Origin of the sequence: Marivita sp. (assembly GCF_051859345.1) — a bacterium.
GTDB lineage: Bacteria > Pseudomonadota > Alphaproteobacteria > Rhodobacterales > Rhodobacteraceae > Marivita.
On sequence record NZ_JBHYFV010000002.1, the window covers coordinates 139906 to 156179 of the forward strand.

Below are 16274 nucleotides of genomic sequence, written 5' to 3' on the forward strand. Positions count from 1 at the left end.
TTAGGCACAATGCCCAATAGGCGGCCCATGACAAGTCATCTTGCACGTTCATTCCGAGCGTGAAAACATGACAGCTATTGCCAGATCGGGCAAGATTTGATCAAATTCAAATGCACGGGGCCGCAAGTGCCCCGGGATCAACGGGAGACTTTCATGAAAACCCATCTGCTGACCTTGACCGCAGGTGCCGCACTTTTGGCGTCCGTCGCCACCGCAGACGAAGTGCGCGTCTATAACTGGTCTGACTACATCGACGAAGAGCTGCTCGCGAAATTCGAGGAAGAAACCGGGATCGACCTCATCTATGACGTGTTCGACAGCAACGAACTGCTGGAAACCAAGATGCTGGCCGGGGGCTCGGGCTATGACGTCGTGGTGCCAACCGGCACATTCCTGCAACGCCAGATCCAGGCGGGCGCGTTCCAGAAGCTGGACGCCTCCAAGCTGCCGAACCTCGACAACATGTGGGAAGTCATCGAAAAGCGGACCGAACAATACGACCCCAGCAACGAGTATTCGATCAACTACATGTGGGGCACCACGGGCCTTGGCGTGAATGTCGGCAAAGTGACGGAAGTGCTGGGTGCGGATGCGCCGATGCGGTCGCTGGACCTGATCTTTGATCCCGCGAACATGGAAAAGCTGGCCGAATGCGGCGTGCATGTTCTGGATGCGCCGACCGAAATGATTCCGGCCGCGCTGACCTATGCAGGGCTCGACCCGGATCGCAAGGATGACGAAGCGCTTGCCGCTGCCGAAGAAGTGTTGATGGCGGTACGTCCCCACATTCTGAAATTCCATAGTTCGGAATACATCAACGCACTGGCCAATGGTGACATCTGCGTGGCATTCGGTTGGTCCGGCGACATTCTTCAGGCGCGTGACCGTGCTGCGGAAGCCGACAACGGCGTCGAAATCGCCTATAATGCCCCCGTCGAAGGGGCCTTGATGTGGTTTGACCAGATGGCGATCCCGGTCGACGCACCGAACCCGGATGGCGCGCATCAGTTCCTGAATTTCATCATGGACGCGCAGAACATGGCTGCGGCGTCGAACTATGTCTATTACGCCAACGGCAACAAGGCGTCGCAGGAACACCTGGTCGAGGATGTGATCGGTGATCCGGCGATCTATCCGGACGAGGCGACGCTTGAAAAGCTCTACACCACAACCCCGTTCCCGCCGCGCGAACAGCGGTCGCTGACGCGGATGTGGACAAAGGTCAAGTCGGGCACCTGACCCAATGTGCTTTCTTACCCGGCGGGAGTGTCTCGCCGGGTAAACGTCCTGGCTCGGAGGTGCCCGAAGTGTCCCAAACCGTTTTTGCGCCGTGGGAAGATCCCAACGAAAAACCGCTTATCCAGTTTCGCAATGTCACCAAGCGGTTCGGTGATTTCACCGCGATCGACAATCTGACCCAGGACATTTTCGAAAAAGAGTTCTTTGCCCTGCTTGGCCCGTCCGGCTGTGGCAAGACCACGATGATGCGCATGCTCGCCGGCTTTGATCAGGCAACAGAAGGTCAGATCCTGATCGCCGGTCAGGACATGGCAAAGGTCCCGCCCAACAAGCGCGCCGTGAACATGATGTTCCAGTCCTACGCGCTTTTTCCGCACCTGAGCGTCTATGAAAACATCGCCTTTGGCCTGAAACGCGAAGGCAAGGACACTGACAAGATCAATGCCCGTGTCGAAGAAATGCTCCGCCTCACGCGCCTGAGCAAATTCGCCAAACGCAAACCGCACCAGATTTCCGGCGGCCAGCGTCAGCGCGTGGCACTTGCCCGCTCTCTAGCCAAAGCCCCCAAACTTCTCCTTCTCGATGAACCACTCGGCGCGCTTGACAAGAAACTGCGCCAGGACACCCAGTTCGAGTTGATGGACATTCAGGAAAAGACCGGCACCACCTTTGTAATCGTGACCCACGATCAGGAAGAAGCAATGACCGTGGCAAGCCGCGTCGCCGTGATGGACGAAGGCCAGATCATTCAGGTCGCCACGCCCGCGCAAATTTACGAAGCGCCCAATTCCGTCTACGTTGCTGACTTCATCGGTGACGTGAACATCATCTCGGGCCGCGCCAAGCCAATTGGTGAAAAGGTCGCCATCCAATGGGCCGAAGGGCAGCCAGACATCCTTGGCACCACCGCAACACGCTTCGACGCCGGGCAGGAAATCCATTTCGCCATCCGTCCCGAAAAGGTCTCCATCAGTCCGGATGAACCGCAGGACGCCCCCAACAAGGTGCAGGGCAAGGTTCTCGACATTGCCTATCTCGGCAACATCTCCACCTATCATGTCGAACTGCCGACCGGCAATGTGATCAAGGCGCAAACCGCCAACACACGACGCCTGTCGCGGCGCCAGATCACCTGGGAAGACCCCGTTTGGCTTAGCTGGACAGACACCGCCGGTGTCCTGTTGGAGCGCTAGCGAATGCGCCGCCTCATCCTCATCGCGGTGCCGTATCTGTGGCTGGTCGCGCTGTTCCTGATCCCGTTTGTGATCGTTTTCAAGATCGCTCTGTCGGACGTGGCCCTGGCGCGCCCGCCTTACATGCCGCAGCTCGATTTTTCCGCCGGATGGGAGGGGATCAAATCCTTCTTTGCCGCGCTCGATCTCGAAAACTTCTGGTTTCTCACAACCGATGATCTGTATTGGAAAGCCTATCTCAGCTCGCTGCAAATCGCACTGATCTCAACAGTGATGACGCTTCTGGTGGGCTATCCCATCGCCTATGCCATGGCGCGCTCCGCCCCGGAATGGCGGCCAACGCTCTTGATGCTGGTGATTCTGCCATTCTGGACCAGTTTCCTGATCCGCGTCTATGCGTGGATGGGCATTCTTGCCAATGAAGGGCTCTTGAACCAATTCCTGCTCTGGCTTGGCGTGATCAACGACCCCCTGACGATCCTCAACACCAATATCGCCGTCTATATCGGCATCGTCTACACCTACCTGCCCTTCATGATCCTGCCGATCTATTCCGCGCTTGAACGCATGGATGACAGCCTGCTGGAAGCCGCCGAAGACCTCGGCTGTTCGCGCCTGTCGGCCTTCTGGCTCGTCACGATTCCGCTGTCCAAAAATGGCATCATCGCGGGCTGTTTTCTGGTCTTCATCCCGGTGATCGGGGAATTCGTGATCCCGTCACTGCTGGGTGGGTCCGGTACGCTGATGATCGGCAAGGTGCTGTGGGAGGAATTCTTCTCCAACCGCGATTGGCCCGTCGCCTCGGCGGTGGCGGTGATCCTGCTGCTGATCCTCGTGATCCCGATCATCCTGTTCCAGCGCAATGAACAGAAACAGCGCGAGGCCGAAGGATGAGACACGCCGTTTCCTGCTTCTTTGGGCTTGAAATACCTCGGGGGGTTTGGGGGGCTGGCCCCCCAATGTGTCGGCGCGCAAAGCGCGACGAAATTGTCGGGGGCGCATCATGAAACGCTTTTCCTGGTTCAACGCGACCTCCCTCACGCTCGGGTTTGCGTTTCTCTACATGCCCATGATCATTCTCGTGATCTACAGCTTCAACGCTTCAAAACTGGTGACGGTCTGGGCCGGGTTCTCCACCCAATGGTATGGTGAGTTGTTCCGCAACGAGGAATTCCTGAACGCCGCTTGGGTAACCATCAAAGTCGCCGTGATGAGCTCCACTATTGCCACTGTCCTTGGCACCATGGCCGCCTATGTGCTGGTCCGGGCCGGCCGGTTCTCGGGGCGCACGTTGTTCTCGGGTATGATCTACGCGCCTTTGGTGATGCCAGAGGTGATCACCGGCCTGTCGCTGTTGCTGCTCTTCATTGGCATTGGACTTGATCGCGGCGTTCTGACCATCGTGCTGGCGCACACCACGTTCTCGATGTGCTACGTTTCGGTCGTCGTCTCGTCACGCCTTGTCTCTTTTGACCAGTCGCTCGAAGAAGCCGCACTTGACCTTGGTTGTTCTCCGTTCGAGGCGTTTCGGCTTGTGACGCTCCCCATCATCGCACCTGCCGTGATCTCGGGCTGGCTCCTGGCCTTCACCCTGTCGCTGGATGATCTCGTCATCGCCAGCTTCACCACCGGTCCCTCGGCCACGACCCTTCCGATCAAGATCTTCTCGGCCGTGCGCCTTGGTGTCAGCCCGGAAATCAACGCGCTCTCGACCATCATGATCGCGATTGTCACCGTCGGGGTGATCACCGCGTCGCTCATCACCAAGCAGGCGGCGGTCCGACAGGCGCGCGACGAACGCATGGCCGAACGCCCTGCATGAAACGCATCTACGAAGGCGCGGCTTACGCAACGCCGGCAACCTGCTGGTGGCGGGACACGACGCCGCCGGCGGATCAGCCGTCGTTAAAGGGCGATCACAGCACAGAGGTCGCCGTGATCGGCGGCGGCTTCACCGGGTTGAACGCGGCACTTGCCCTGGCTCGGTCCGGGGTGGCCGTGACCGTGATCGACGCTGAACAGCCCGGCTGGGGCGCATCCGGGCGCAATGGCGGGTTCTGTTGTCTCGGTGGGTCCAAACTCGGCAGCGGCGTCATCGGCCGACGGTTCGGGCAAGACCAACGCGCAGCGTGGCACAAGACCGAACGCGCCGCCGTCGATCATGTTGAGGCGCTGCTGTCGGACAACCGGATCGACGCAGATCGCCATTCGCAGGGCGAGACCCTACTGGCCCACACACCCAAAGCCATGCAGGACATCCGGGCACATGCGGCAGAAACCGAAGCGACCTACGGCGTTCCACCAGAACTGTTCGCACCAGACGAATTGCGCCAACTTGGATTGGGCGGCACGTTCCACGGTGGCATGACCCTGCCCATCGGATTTGCACTGAACCCCGCCCAATACCACGCCGGTCTTGTCCGAACCGCGCACAAAAGCGGCGTGCGCAGCTTCGGTCAAAGCCCCGCTACCGCGCTCACCCAAAGCGGGGCGAAGTGGCGCGTGACCACCCCACAGGGCGCGATCACGGCGAACAAGGTCATTCTTGCCACCAACGGATATTCCTCGGAAGACATCCCCGAATGGCTGCGCGCCCGTTACCTGCCGGTGCAATCCACCATCATCGTCACCCGAGAGATCACGAAAGACGAGCAAGCCCGCCAGGGTTGGTCAAGCGCCCAGATGTGCTACGACACCCGCATCCTTCTGCACTACTTCCGCCTGATGCCTGACGGGCGGTTCCTCTTTGGCATGCGCGGCGGGTTGCGTGCCACACCGGGGGCCGAAGCGGCACTATCCCGCAAGATCCGCGCTGATTTTTGCCAGATGTTCCCTGAATGGCACGCGGTCGGGATCACCCATGAATGGTCCGGTCTGGTGTGCATGATGCGCAGCCTCACGCCGTTTGCAGGGGCGGTTCCCGACATGCCCGGCGTTTTTGCCGCGATGGGCTATCATGGCAATGGCGTCGCAATGGGAAGCTATCTGGGCGCGCGACTGGCCGACACCGTGATCGGGCGCGCGCCGCAGGGTCCGCTGCCGGAATTCATCACCAGCACACCGAAACGCTTTCCGCTCGGGGCAATGCGTCGAACGCTTCTGGCGCCGGCCTATGCGGCTGCCGCGTTCTGGGATCGGTAGACCGCCTTTCCAAAGGGGTCGCCACGCGGTTTCATAACCGCGTCCCAAGCTATTCTGAAATGGCTTGAAACCGCCCCTCTCTCTTGTGCCGCCCTGCCCCGTTCGTTATTCCAACTGTAACCACGAACTCAGGGAGGAGCGTCATGCTCAAGCGTTCATTCGACAAGTCGAAATTGCCCAGCCGCCATGTGACCGAAGGGCCAGAGCGCGCGCCGCATCGGTCGTACTACTACGCGATGGGCATGACCGAGGAAGAAATCCACCAGCCGCTGGTTGGTGTGGCGACCTGCTGGAACGAAGCGGCCCCCTGTAACATCGCGCTGAACCGTCAGGCGCAAGCCGTGAAGATGGGTGTCAAACAAGCTTACGGCACACCGCGCGAATTCACCACGATCACCGTGACCGACGGTATCGCCATGGGGCACGAGGGCATGCGCTCCTCGCTCGCCTCACGCGAAGCGATTGCCGACACGGTCGAACTCACCATGCGCGGCCATTGCTATGACGCGGTTGTCGGCCTTGCCGGGTGTGACAAGTCGTTGCCGGGCATGATGATGGCGATGGTGCGTCTGAACGTGCCGTCAGTCTTCATCTATGGCGGCTCGATCCTTCCGGGGCGTGCGCCGCAGGTTGACGAAATCCCCGAGGATTTCCGAACCCGCGACCTGACCGTTCAGGACATGTTCGAAGCCGTGGGTCGTCACCAGAACAACGAGATGTCGGACAAGGCGCTCGACATGCTGGAACGCGTGGCCTGTCCCTCGGCGGGTGCCTGCGGTGGTCAGTTCACGGCCAACACCATGGCCTGCGTGTCCGAGGCGATTGGCCTTGCGCTTTTCAATTCGTCCGGCATGCCCGCGCCTTATGAATCCCGCGATGCCTATGGCGAAGCGTCGGGGCGCGCCGTCATGGACCTCGTGGAACAGAACATCCGCGCCCGTGACGTGGTTACCCGCAAGGCGCTGGAAAACGCCGCGCGCGTCGTGGCCTGCACTGGTGGGTCGACCAATGCCGGTCTACACCTTCCCGCCATCGCGCACGAGGCGGGGATCGAGTTCTACCTCGAGGACGTTTGCGACATCTTCCGCGACACACCTTACTTTGTCGATCTGAAACCGGGCGGTGCGTATGTTGCCAAGGATCTCTACGATTCCGGCGGCATCCCTGTTGTGATGAAGGAACTGCGCAAGGCGGGCCTGATTCACGAGGATTGCATCACCGCCTCCACCCGCACCATCGGTGAAGAGCTTGACCTGATCGAACGCGAAGCCGATGGCAAGGTCATCTATTCCATCGAGACTCCGATCACCAAGACCGGCGGCGTTGTCGGCCTCAAGGGCAATCTTGCCCCCGAAGGCGCCATCGTGAAGGTGGCAGGCATTCCTGCCGAAGGTCAGGTCTTCACTGGCCCGGCCCGCGTGTTCGAATGCGAAGAAGACGCCTTTGAAGCGGTCAAGGATCGCGCCTACGAAGAAGGCGAAGTCATCGTCATCCGCAACGAAGGCCCCGCAGGTGGGCCGGGCATGCGCGAGATGCTGTCGACCACCGCAGCCCTGTCCGGTCAGGGCATGGGCAAGAAAGTGGCGCTCATCACCGACGGGCGCTTCTCGGGTGCAACCCGTGGCTTCTGCGTGGGCCATGTCGGCCCCGAAGCGGCACAGGGTGGCCCGATCGCGCTGCTCAGGAATGGCGATCTGATCACGATTGACGCGATCAAAGGGGCCTTGTCAGTCGACCTGTCCGACGACGAACTGGCCCAGCGCAAAGCAGACTGGAAAGGCCCGCGCCCAACCATCTACACTTCCGGAGCGATCTGGAAATTCGCCGAACTTGTAGGCCCAACCTACAAGGGTGCCGTGACCCATCCCGGTGCCGAAGGCGAAAAACATGTGTATTCCGATCTGTGAAACGGGCGCGGAAATCTTTGTTTGCCGCGCTGTTCGGCGCGGCATACCTGGCCGGATGTGACGACATCAAGACTGCGGGAAGCATGTCCTTGCTCGACACGGCATCGACAACGGCAACCCCGCTTCTGTCCTCAGCAGATCTCGCGCGGGGGCAAATCCTCATTTCCGGTCCGGACGGCTACTGCATTGATCCCGCGACATTGCGCAGTAATACAAATCGCGGTTTCGCAACCCTCGCAAGTTGCAACATCCTGTCAGGCGGCACGGATGGCCCACTTGTCGAACCGGTGCTCGTGACCGTCACCGTCAACCGTGCCACCACTGGCGCGCCGACACCGGCGGACCTTGCGGCGGCGCTGCAAACCGAACTTTTGCAAAGCCGGGAACTCAGTGCTCTTGCCGTGGGTCAAATGGCCACCGGCGGCGCAACGGCGTTCGAAGGCAGCGATCCCCGCCACTGGCGCGGCGCGTTTGTTCTTGGTCCGCATCTGATCGGTGTCACGCTGTACGCTCCAAAAGGCAGCCCGCTCTTGGGCGCGCAGGGCGCTGCGTTCCTGAACACGGTTTCTTCACGGATCCGCGCTAATTCTCCGGCGTCCTCGTCCGGCATTGCAGAACAGTCGCAATCGAAAACCGATCCGTTGGAGGCAAGACTTGGCCGTTTATTTGAACGGCGCGATCTGTAATACACTCGGGGAACCGGCGCAGCAAAGCATCGGACATAGAATGTCAGCAGGAGCGAGCAGCTCATGTCGGAGATGAAACCCGGCCTTCTGGATCGCGTCATCCAACAGTCCGCGCTCAGGCGGTTCCGCCGATGGGCCGAAACCGCGCGCGATATTGACCTGCGCGACCTGCGCCGCAATCGTGCCGCGGCGCGCCGGATCAAATATCACCTCGACGAACTGATCCATGTGGCCGATGAACGGCTTGCCCTGCCGATCCTTGGCAATCAGTCGGTGCCGATTCCCTACGATGCCGATTGGTCATGGCGACCCGAAGTCTGGTGTGGTCCATTGCCCGTGCAGGGCATTTCCTCGGTCGCGAACAAATCCACGCTGGGACGCGAAGTCACCCTGTTTCACGATTGCGCCCAGTCCGAACTGACGCTGCGCCAGCTGCGCAACACAAGCGCAGATGATCTGGCGGCCTATGGGTTGCGTCTGGATGTGTTCCGCTTCGATGGCTCTTACCTGTCGCTGGTGATCGACCTGCCTCCGGATGCGACAGTCAACCTGAAGCGGCGGCATCTGATCCGGTGCGACGCGATTGTAGAGCTAGAGCGGCCATTGGAAATCTTTGCCCGCCTCAATATTCAGCACGGCCCCAACACCGAACAGATTGTTCGGGAACTGCCGCTGAACGATCGGGAACTGGTGGTCGAATTTGATCTCGCCTACACAAAGCTGAACGAGAAACGGGTCGAAAAGGTCTGGATCGACCTGATTTTCGAAAACCCGGAAATGAGCGAGGTTGTCCTGCGCGACCTGTTCTTCAGCCGCCGCCCGCGGGCCGAGATGTGAGGAGCCGAAAATGACCGCGTATTCCCTGTCAAAGACCCGCCTTTTTGAAGGTGTCTGGGAAGGTGTGATCGCCGGCGATGCCGATGACAGCCCTGCCCCGAAAGTGGATGTGCGGGTGCATGATCAGGCAATCCCGGACGTGGCAATCGAACCTTTGCCCGATCCGGCGTCATGGCTTTTGAAAGTGCCGGTTCCTGCCAACATGATCGCGGATGGTGTGCATACCTTTGTGATCTCCGAAGCAAACCAGGGGCAGTCCCTAGGTGATTTCTCGATTATTGCAGGCGACGCTGTCGGAGAAGATATTCGCGCCGAACTGTCCCTCCTGCGCGCCGAACTGGACATGCTCAAACGGTCATTCCGGCGGCACTGCCGGGAAACCGCCTGATCCGAAGCCGCAGATCAGACCTGCCCTTTGCACCCGCCTCCCAAGACCGGTAAGTGACCTCTGACCCCCGATGGACACAGACGAGGCACTTCTTGGAATACTGGATCGTGGCAGGGCTGGCAGCCTTTCTGATGGGGTTGTCGAAAGGCGGTGTGCCCATGATCGCCCTGCTGTCCGTGCCTCTCATGTCACTGTTCATGGATCCCGCGTTGGCGGCGGGTCTTCTGCTGCCGATCTACATCGTGGCAGATTTCTACGCGGTCTACCTCTTCCGCCGCGCGTTTTCAGTGCGGAACCTCAAGATCCTGCTGCCGGGCGCGATTGGCGGAATTCTGATCGGGTTTGTGGCTGTGGCGTCTGTTCCGGGGGATGCGGTCAAACTGCTGGTGGCGACTATTGGCCTGTTCTACCTCGTGACAGCATTGCGACGCCGGTTTTCCAAGGTGGAAATTCCGCCGCGGCCTGCCGATGTGCCACGCGGGGTATTCTGGGGCATCATCACCGGAGTGACCAGCTACATCTCACATGCAGGCGGCCCGCCGTATCAGGCGTATGTGTTGCCGCAAAAGCTTGATAAAATGGTGTACCTTGGAACAACCACCATCCTCTTTACGGTGGTCAATCTTCTCAAGGTGCCGCCATTCATCCTTGCTGGCCAGATCACATGGGACAGCGCGTCCCAGGCGATATGGCTGGCCCCCTTTGCCCTTGCCGGAGCGTGGAGCGGCTCTGCTGTCTCTCGTGTTCTGCCCGAGCGCGTGTTTTTCCTTCTGATCGAGATCGCGCTCGCGGCGGTGTCTTTCAAACTACTGTACGAGGTGTTGTTGACCTGAACATGCTTTAAGGTACGGCAGTGCAATTGACCTTCCCGCACTGCACAGGCAGGTTATAGAGACACCCCTGACCCGGAGAACCTATGTCCTCGCTGCGCGGTATGGCGCTGAAGCTCAGCTCCGTCTTGCTTTTCGTCATCATGTCAGCGCTGATCAAGGCAAGCTCTGATGTGGTCCCCCCTGGCGAGGCGGTGTTTTTCCGGTCGTTCTTTGCAATTCCCGTGATCCTTTGCTGGCTGGCTCTCACCCGCCAACTCAGCACGGGCCTGCGCACCCGCAATGCTGCGGGGCATTTCTGGCGCGGCTTTATCGGCATCAGCGCAATGGCCTTCGGTTTTGCAGCACTTGGGTTGTTGCCCCTCCCGGAGGCGACCGTACTGGGGTACGCCGCGCCCATCATGACGGTGATCTTTGCGGCGCTCCTCCTTGGCGAGAAAATCCGGCTTGTGCGGATGTCGGCGGTGGCGATCGGGTTGATTGGCGTGGTGATCGTGATGCTGCCGCAACTGGGCAACCAGGCGCTTGGCACAGCCGCCCGGTGGGGTGTGGTTCTTGCGTTGGCCTCGGCCATGTTGCGCGCACTTGCCCATGTCCATATCCGCAAACTGGTGCAGCATGAAACCACCTCGTCGGTGGTGTTCTATTTTGCGCTCACCTCGTCCTGCCTGTCGCTGCTGACATCCCCGTTTGGCTGGGTCATGCCCGATGCCGCCACCGCAGCCCAGCTGATCGGGGCGGGCCTGATCGGCGGTGTGGCGCAAATCTTTCTGACGTCGTCCTACCGTCATGCCGAAGCGGCGTTGCTTGCTCCGTTCGATTATGCGTCGATCCTGTTTGCGTTGATCATCGGCTACACCATCTTCGATGAAATCCCGACGGTTCACACCATTGTCGGTTCCATCGTCATCATCGGAGCCGGGGTTCTGATCATCTGGCGGGAACGTCAACTGGGCGTCAAACGCGGACCTGCACGCTCGAATCTCACGCCGCACGGTTGATTGCATTTCCCGCCGCCGGGGCTTAGATCACATCCAGCTACGACAGGGTGACGGGAGCCGCACTGCATGAACTGGATCACGAACTACGTCCGACCGCGGATCAACTCGATCTTTTCCCGTCGGGAGCTTCCTGAAAACCTGTGGGTCAAATGCGACGAATGTGGAACGATGCTGTTCCACCGGGAAATGTCGGACAACCTGAATGTCTGCACCAATTGCAGCCACCACATGCACATCACACCACGCGACCGGTTCACCGGCCTGTTTGATGGCGGAATCTTCACCGAGGTTGCCGTCCCCGAACCGCTCGCTGACCCGCTGCACTTTCGCGACCAGAAGAAATACCCCGACCGGATGCGCGCCGCGCAAAAGCTCACAGGTGAAAAAGAGGCGATGCTTGTCGCCACTGGCGACATTGGCCGTACCCCCATCGTTGCTGCGGCACAGGACTTCAGTTTCATGGCCGGCTCGATGGGCATGTATGTCGGAAACGCGATCATTGCCGCGGCTGAAAAGGCCGTTGAACTGCATCGCCCGCTTGTCATTTTTTCGGCCGCCGGTGGCGCACGAATGCAGGAAGGCATTCTCAGCCTGATGCAAATGCCGCGCACCACCGTTGCCGTACAGATGCTGAAAGAAGCCAACCTGCCCTATATCGTGGTCCTGACCCATCCGACCACAGGCGGCGTCACCGCGTCCTATGCCATGCTGGGCGACATCCAGATCGCAGAGCCGGGCGCGCTTATTTGCTTCGCGGGTCCGCGCGTGATCGAACAGACGATCCGCGAAAAGCTGCCCGAAGGGTTCCAGCGCGCCGAATACCTTCTGGAACACGGGATGCTTGACCGTGTCACCGACCGCCGCAGGATGCGCGATGAACTGGTCCAGATCATCCGCATGCTGATGCACATGCCGCCCCCCGTCGCGGGTGACCTTCCGGCACCCGGACCGGCGGATTTGGTGTCCGTCGCACCGCCAAACACAAGCGAAGACCAAAAAGCGTGACCAAGACCACAGGTTCGGACGTCATTCTTGACCGGATGATGGCGCTTCATCCCAAGATCATTGATCTGACCTTGGATCGTGTCTGGGCGCTGTTGGCGGCACTTGATCATCCCGAAACACGCTTGCCGCCGGTCATCCATATCGCAGGAACCAACGGCAAGGGATCGACACAGGCGATGATCCGCGCCGGGCTCGAAGCCGCAGGCAAACGCGTTCACGCCTACACGTCACCCCATCTGGCGCGGTTTCACGAACGTATCCGCCTTTCTGGCGATCTCATCAGCGAGGCTCACCTGACCGACGTGCTGGACGAATGTTACCGCGCCAATGACGGTGCCAGCATCACCTATTTCGAAATCACAACCTGCGCCGCCCTGCTGGCCTTTGCCCGCACACCCGCCGACCACACCCTGCTCGAGGTTGGTCTGGGTGGACGGCTTGACGCGACCAATGTGATCGACCGGCCCGCGCTGACGATCATCACCCCGGTGTCGATGGATCACGAAGGTTACCTTGGCGACACGCTTGCCAGGATCGCGGGTGAAAAGGCCGGGATCATCAAGCGCGGCGTACCCTGCATCGTCGGCCCGCAGCGCGAGGACGCGATGGAGGTGATCGAAGCGCAGGCGGCCTGCCTTGGTGCACCATTGCTGGCATATGGCCAGCATTGGCATGTCACCGAGGAACGCGGGCGGCTTGTGTATCAGGACGAAACCGGGCTGCTGGACCTTGATCTGCCGAACCTGCCCGGCGCGCATCAGCTCCAGAACGCAGGCGCAGCACTCGCGGCACTGCGCTATCTCGAAATGCCGGAAGTGGCGTTTGATGGCGCTGTCCGGGACGCCCACTGGCCCGCGCGGATGCAGCACATCAAGGGCACACCCCTGAACGATCTGGTCCCGCAAGCCGACCTTTGGCTCGATGGCGGCCACAACCCCGCCGCTGGCGAAGCGCTTGCCACACATCTGCACAGCCTTTCCAAGCGGCCCACCTATCTGGTCTGCGGCATGCTCAACACCAAAGACGTGCGGGGGTATCTGCGCCCCTTGGCACGCGAGGCGGATCACCTGACCGCGATATCCATTCCCGGTGAGGCCAACACGCTGAGCGCCGGGGATACCGCAAAAGCCGCGCGCGATGTGGGACTGACCGCCCAAGAGGCACAAGACCTTGACGCCGCCCTTCGCCAGATCGGGGAAATCGCGCCACAGGCCCGCGTGTTGATCTGCGGTTCCCTGTATCTTGCCGGACATGTCCTTCGCCAGATCGGTTGACCTAAATCTGGACCGATCCGCTTTATATTGACCGAATTGCCAAAAATCGCCTATATATCGTCAAAAAAGAGCGGTGTCCGCAAAAGCGGAATGGGTAGGTGACAATATGGTATTGGTTCGGCGCGCCGTCGTTACGGCTGTCCTTGCTGCAGGCAGCCCCCTTTTTGCGCAGTCAGCAGCGATCACCGAAAACGCAACCGCGTTCACCTTCACCATGAACGGCGCCCAGATGACAGTGTCGCGCAATGGCCCGTCCTGCCCGTCCTCCTGTATCCAGCCCATGACCGCCGCAGCCGGAGTCGATACCCTGGCAGAGCTTGAGGTCATCGGCTTTCTGCAGAACGCCGTCAGCGATGGATCCGGTCTATTGGTGGATGTTCGGAGGCCCGGAACGTTTTCCTCGGGGTCGGTTCCCGGCGCTGTGAACGTCCCGGTGGACACGTTTCTTCCCGAAAACCCGTATCGAACTGACCTGTTGTCTGCCCTCGGTGTCAGCAATGCCGACACCACTCCGAACTTTGCAGGTGCCTTTACCTTGGTGATCTTCGCCAATGGCCCGGATGACAGCAGTGCCCACACCGCAATTCAGCATCTTCTGAGCGCGGGCTATCCGCCGGGCAAGATCAAGTATTACCGTGGCGGCGCTTCGACCTGGAGCGCGCTTGGACTCAACATCTCGGTGGGACAATGACACAGAACGCCAAGAACAGCGGATTGATCCGAATGGCCCTGATGGGCACCGCGTTTATCGCGCTGACAATTGTCCTGGTCGTGTTTCAACCCGGCTCACCCCGGCACGCACAAAACAGCACCGATCCTGACAACATCGCAAGCGTCACACGGGAAGCAGACCCGCTCAGCACCGATTCTGTCTCCGCTGAACCCCCACCCGCAGCGCCCATGGCTGTGGCGGCCCCCGCTCCATTGCCGCAAGTCACACCGTCGCCAAAGACTGATGCCCCCACCAACATGCGGGATATGACGTTCAGCGCAATTTCAAACCTGAAATCCGTCACCACCGGCGAAGCCCCTGCACCCGGCCAACCCGGCAGCCTCTTGCACAGCGTCGTGCAACGCAGCATTGCCAACAAGACGCCATCATCGGCAACATCGCCAACCCTCACCGAGGTTGAACAGGTCCGATCCGAACCTGTGCGCATGCCGTCGACCGGGGTCTATTTCGTCCGCCCCGGAGACACCTTGCTCAGCATCGCCAAGGAACTGTACGGCGACACGGCCATGTCGGCCGAGCTTTTCAGAAACAACGCTGACATCATGGTCAGCCCGGACAGCCTCAAACCCGGAATGGTCTTGAAACTGCCCAACCCGTAGACCACCACATCTAGAAAAACGTGCCCCCAGTAGAAAAGTTCCGCAACACCTCAGCTAAATGTTGACCGGTGCGAATCACTATGGCACAAGGTTCCCAGGCTTCGTGACTTGCTGGAAAAGCGAACACGGAACGGGGGATTTCTTAGTGTTGGCAAGTATCCAAAAACGTTTCGACAAGGCCCATTTTGGCCGTCGGACGTATGGGTCCGCTGCACAATCCGACCTCAGACTCCAAGACGACCAAACCTCCGGCGCCCCCTCGCGCCATCAACGTAAGGTATAGCAAGGACCTGAACACAGGCGAAAATTATTGAGCAGTCTCAGAGGTCCCTCGGGACCTCTTTTTTTGGTCTACTGCTCGCCCCACCCCTCGGCCTGCATTTCCCGCAACCGGCTTGCGGTGCGTTCGAATTCAAACGTGCCGGTGCCTTCGACATACAGCATTTCGGGCTCTGCTGCCGCAGACAGGATCAGTCGAACCTTGGCTTCGTACAATGCGTCGATCAGCGTGACGAACCGTTTTGCCTCGTTAAAGTTCTGGCGGCTCAGTCGTGGCACATCCTCGATGATCAGCACCCGCACCGCATCGGCCAATGCAAGGTAATCCGCCGGACCCAGCATCTTGCCGCACAGGTCATAGAATTTCGCCCGCGCCACGCCATTGTGAAAGCGCGGCAACTCGATCTCGCGGCCCTGAACATGAAGCGTCAGACTGGTCTGTTCGCCTTGGGTCAGGTCTTGCCAGATTTGGTTGATCGCATCCTTTGCGAGCGCATCGTTCGGGGTGAAATACGCCTGCGCCCCGGCCAGACGATCCTGCCGATAGTCTGTGTGCGACGCCAGTTCATGCACCACCATCCGATCTTTCAGCATGTCGATGAACGGCAGGAAAATCTTGCGGTTGAGACCGTCCTTGTAAAGATCATCCGGAAACCGGTTCGAGGTGGTAACCACCACAACGCCCGCTGCGAACAGTTTTTCGAACAGGCGGCCGACAATCATGGCATCGGTGATATCGGTGATGTGCATCTCGTCGAAAGCCAGCAACCGGATACTGTCGGCAACTGACTTGGCCACAGGTTTGATCGCGTCCTCGACGCCTTGCTGGCGGGCTTTGTGAATGGCGGCATGGATTTCCTGCATGAAAGCATGGAAATGAACCCGCCGCGCCGGCACGTCCAGACTTTCGACAAACAGATCCATCAGCATCGACTTGCCGCGCCCAACGCCCCCCCACAGGTAAAGACCTTTGGGCGGTTCGGGCGCTTTGCGAAACAGGCCTTTCTTGACCGGTTGGGCCAGCGCCGCGCGGATGCGTTCGAATTCCGGCAAAGCCTCTTCCTGCGCCGCATCGCGGGTCAGGGAACCATCTTTCACACGGGCGGCATATATCTCGGGCAGCGTTTGCATGTCCGCCGATTACCGCGTCTTTTCGGATTTG

The 16274-nt window shown here is 59.9% G+C and carries 16 protein-coding genes; 15 read left to right on the plus strand and 1 reads right to left on the minus strand.

Going from position 1 to position 16274, the window contains the following annotated elements; all coding sequences use genetic code 11:
- The first annotated feature begins 153 nt into the window (after positions 1-153).
- From ACTIEN_RS02280 to ACTIEN_RS02350, 15 genes are all read left to right on the plus strand, one after another.
- Positions 154-1239, plus strand: coding sequence for a polyamine ABC transporter substrate-binding protein (locus tag ACTIEN_RS02280; RefSeq protein ID WP_439521481.1), 1086 nt, complete (start codon positions 154-156; stop codon positions 1237-1239).
- A 68-nt stretch (positions 1240-1307) separates the two neighbouring features.
- Positions 1308-2432: an ABC transporter ATP-binding protein gene (locus ACTIEN_RS02285; RefSeq protein ID WP_439521482.1), complete on the plus strand. Its 1125-nt coding sequence runs from the start codon at positions 1308-1310 to the stop codon at positions 2430-2432.
- A 3-nt stretch (positions 2433-2435) separates the two neighbouring features.
- Complete coding sequence (locus ACTIEN_RS02290) at positions 2436-3326, plus strand: ABC transporter permease subunit (protein WP_439521483.1); 891 nt, start codon at positions 2436-2438, stop codon at positions 3324-3326.
- A 109-nt stretch (positions 3327-3435) separates the two neighbouring features.
- The gene (locus tag ACTIEN_RS02295) at positions 3436-4254 is read left to right on the plus strand and encodes an ABC transporter permease (protein ID WP_439521484.1); all 819 of its coding nucleotides are present in this window, start codon (positions 3436-3438) and stop codon (positions 4252-4254) included.
- The gene (locus tag ACTIEN_RS02300) at positions 4251-5573 is read left to right on the plus strand and encodes an NAD(P)/FAD-dependent oxidoreductase (protein ID WP_439521485.1); all 1323 of its coding nucleotides are present in this window, start codon (positions 4251-4253) and stop codon (positions 5571-5573) included. The genes ACTIEN_RS02295 and ACTIEN_RS02300 overlap by 4 nt, the downstream gene beginning before the upstream one ends.
- A 143-nt stretch (positions 5574-5716) precedes the next feature.
- Positions 5717-7480, plus strand: a complete 1764-nt coding sequence (ilvD, locus tag ACTIEN_RS02305; RefSeq protein ID WP_439521486.1) for a dihydroxy-acid dehydratase — start codon at positions 5717-5719, stop codon at positions 7478-7480.
- A 17-nt stretch (positions 7481-7497) separates the two neighbouring features.
- On the plus strand, positions 7498-8166 hold the full coding sequence (locus ACTIEN_RS02310; protein WP_439521487.1) for a dihydroxy-acid dehydratase: 669 nt from the start codon (positions 7498-7500) through the stop codon (positions 8164-8166).
- 63 nt (positions 8167-8229) lie between these two features.
- Positions 8230-9003, plus strand: coding sequence for a DUF6478 family protein (locus tag ACTIEN_RS02315; protein ID WP_439521488.1), 774 nt, complete (start codon positions 8230-8232; stop codon positions 9001-9003).
- Positions 9004-9013: 10 nt separating this feature from the next.
- A complete protein-coding gene (locus ACTIEN_RS02320; RefSeq protein ID WP_439521489.1) occupies positions 9014-9391 on the plus strand; it encodes a hypothetical protein in 378 nt (125 codons plus the stop codon).
- 92 nt (positions 9392-9483) lie between these two features.
- Positions 9484-10224: a sulfite exporter TauE/SafE family protein gene (locus tag ACTIEN_RS02325; protein WP_439521490.1), complete on the plus strand. Its 741-nt coding sequence runs from the start codon at positions 9484-9486 to the stop codon at positions 10222-10224.
- An 83-nt stretch (positions 10225-10307) separates the two neighbouring features.
- On the plus strand, positions 10308-11222 hold the full coding sequence (locus tag ACTIEN_RS02330; RefSeq protein WP_439521491.1) for a DMT family transporter: 915 nt from the start codon (positions 10308-10310) through the stop codon (positions 11220-11222).
- A 66-nt stretch (positions 11223-11288) separates the two neighbouring features.
- A complete protein-coding gene (accD, locus tag ACTIEN_RS02335) occupies positions 11289-12227 on the plus strand; it encodes an acetyl-CoA carboxylase, carboxyltransferase subunit beta (RefSeq protein WP_439521492.1) in 939 nt (312 codons plus the stop codon).
- Positions 12228-12262: 35 nt separating this feature from the next.
- Positions 12263-13501 (plus strand): bifunctional folylpolyglutamate synthase/dihydrofolate synthase, encoded by a 1239-nt coding sequence (locus ACTIEN_RS02340; RefSeq protein WP_439521593.1) that lies wholly within the window; start codon positions 12263-12265, stop codon positions 13499-13501.
- 106 nt (positions 13502-13607) lie between these two features.
- Positions 13608-14192 (plus strand): rhodanese-like domain-containing protein, encoded by a 585-nt coding sequence (locus ACTIEN_RS02345; RefSeq protein ID WP_439521493.1) that lies wholly within the window; start codon positions 13608-13610, stop codon positions 14190-14192.
- Complete coding sequence (locus ACTIEN_RS02350) at positions 14189-14833, plus strand: LysM peptidoglycan-binding domain-containing protein (protein WP_439521494.1); 645 nt, start codon at positions 14189-14191, stop codon at positions 14831-14833. The genes ACTIEN_RS02345 and ACTIEN_RS02350 overlap by 4 nt, the downstream gene beginning before the upstream one ends.
- Before the next feature lie 351 nt (positions 14834-15184).
- Here the strand turns inward: ACTIEN_RS02350 and zapE are convergent, their stop codons facing one another.
- The gene (gene zapE / locus ACTIEN_RS02355) at positions 15185-16243 is read right to left on the minus strand and encodes a cell division protein ZapE (protein ID WP_439521495.1); all 1059 of its coding nucleotides are present in this window, start codon (positions 16241-16243) and stop codon (positions 15185-15187) included.
- Positions 16244-16274 lie beyond the last annotated feature (31 nt).